General features: G+C 36.3%; 3 protein-coding genes. All 3 read right to left on the minus strand.

Annotated elements, in window-relative coordinates; all coding sequences use genetic code 11:
* Positions 1-1014, minus strand: a 1014-nt coding sequence (locus MHM93_RS19265; protein WP_239450222.1) for a hypothetical protein, incomplete at its 3' end; no start/stop codon positions are given.
* Positions 1015-1069: 55 nt separating this feature from the next.
* Positions 1070-1387 carry a hypothetical protein gene (locus MHM93_RS19270; RefSeq protein WP_239450223.1) on the minus strand — a complete coding sequence of 106 codons (318 nt, stop codon included), beginning with the start codon at positions 1385-1387 and terminating at the stop codon, positions 1070-1072.
* Between the two features lie 27 nt (positions 1388-1414).
* Positions 1415-1597, minus strand: coding sequence for a hypothetical protein (locus tag MHM93_RS19275; protein WP_239450224.1), 183 nt, complete (start codon positions 1595-1597; stop codon positions 1415-1417).
* Positions 1598-1957 lie beyond the last annotated feature (360 nt).

Raw genomic sequence — 1957 nt, forward strand, 5'->3', positions numbered from 1 at the left:
CGCATCCAAGTTATTTGGGTCAAGTTCAAGCAAGAAGGTATTACCTACTTCTTTTCTTGGCTGACTGGCATAGAAGTAATACAAACCACTGGTTTCATCTTTACCCATGAAGCGTCCTACTTCTATACCTTCGGGTAGTTCTAACGTTTTCAATTTTGAATAGTTATACAAACCTAGTATGTACAACTTACCTAACGAAGAGTGAGAAATGTATATGCAATTACTATCTCTATACAGTGCAACTCTACGAGAAATAGAATACCTCTGCACCTCATCACCACAATCAAATTTCTGAGCACAAAAGACAGCTCTGGATTGCATGTCTAGAATATAAAAACCGTCCCAAGCCGCTATTAATAAATTTTCATTTAATACAATATAATCAATAGCTCTAAAATTATATAGATCTGACCAACTTTCCATACCAGTTTCATCATTGATTGCTATAATTTTTGTTCCATCACCCTCACCAATCTCACTGGGTATAATGAAAATTACATCTTCTTGATTATAGACCGGATTTAACGCAATAGATTCTAACCTTTTTAACTTGTACTCCCAAACTAAATCGAGATTTAAGCGTCTTTTTTGAAAGCTACTATTACTCCGCAAGCCTTGAAAATATACATAATCACCTAATATGCAAGCGTTTAAAAACTCCCCTTCATATGAATACACATTATCAGAAGATTCGGAGATCAACCTGTCCTCTCCATCATCATCTTCTCCATAATAAATGACAAAGTCATTTTTCGTACCAATGACACTAGAGGGCTCAACCTTTGTTACAACAGACTCTAGACTTTTTCCTTGGTATAAGTTGCAGCTCTTTGATAAGAGTGAAACTTTCTTATCAAGCTTAATTTCTTTGCATTTCTCACCATCAGAATAATAACTTTTTATGACCCAACCCCCATTTTCTAGGGAGAAAGAAGCATTCTCCAAGAGAGATGGGGTAAAATTAGAGCCATCAAGAAAAGAAGAATTAAGCTGATCACTGTAGTAGATTTTCATTCTTTAGCCTTGAATAATTTTGCCAAAACTTACAATTTCAAAAAACGATTCATCCTCAAGCTTTTTTTAACAATCTATTTTTGAAACTTTTCCTCAATTTACTATCTCCAATATCATCTGGGTTAACGCCACCTCTCTTCATGAGGTATGTTAGTTTTTTGTCGTCAATCTCTTTTTTCAAATAGTCATAAATATTGTAGTTATATTCTTCTAAACTATTCTCATCTGGCAACTTATCTAGCGCTCTAGAATTCGGGAGAACATCCTGGGTAAATGCCCACCTATAACCGCTGTAACCATTATTAATAAAATTACCCAAGTCGTCTAACAACTGACCTACATTTTCTGGTTCGCCGTCTTTACCCATTTTCATCGATAAACCATCTCTTAGACGGTCTCGCTATCGTCCATCTTGGGAGTTTTTAACCTCGATGCGCACTATTTTACCTTCGATTTCGGCTACAATATCGATACGCCTGATCTGCCCAAGATTTATTGTTTTCTCTACTGCAATAATTTTGTATCCAGCTTTATGCATATCTAGCACTAAAAATGCGTGGGCAATATCCCCTTTGGCTATCATACTCTTTGGGTTAGAAGTATGCCCTTCGAAACTGTGGAGTGGATAACGCAGTCAGTCGACACCCACTGCGTTTATGATGATGTGCTTGGGGTTAGCTGTTTTTAATCGGTGGCTGTAAGTTTTAAATTTGGGCTAGTACAGGTAATGTATTAGATATTTAGACAAGATTAACTGACACAGAACTCTGAACGCCCTCATTCACTCTAAGCGATGGCAGTCAGGTGGAGAAAAGTCTGTATTTTCAATCTTAATAAAACAGCGCATATTAACTACATTCTGACTCAACAAAGAGAGCTCTAAATCAAACTTTAGAGTCTGCATGTCAGTACTCAAGTTGTAGATATCTACAAATGATAACTT

It is taken from the genome of Pseudoalteromonas sp. MM17-2, from assembly GCF_022347945.1.
In the GTDB taxonomy this organism is placed as follows: domain Bacteria; phylum Pseudomonadota; class Gammaproteobacteria; order Enterobacterales; family Alteromonadaceae; genus Pseudoalteromonas; species Pseudoalteromonas ruthenica.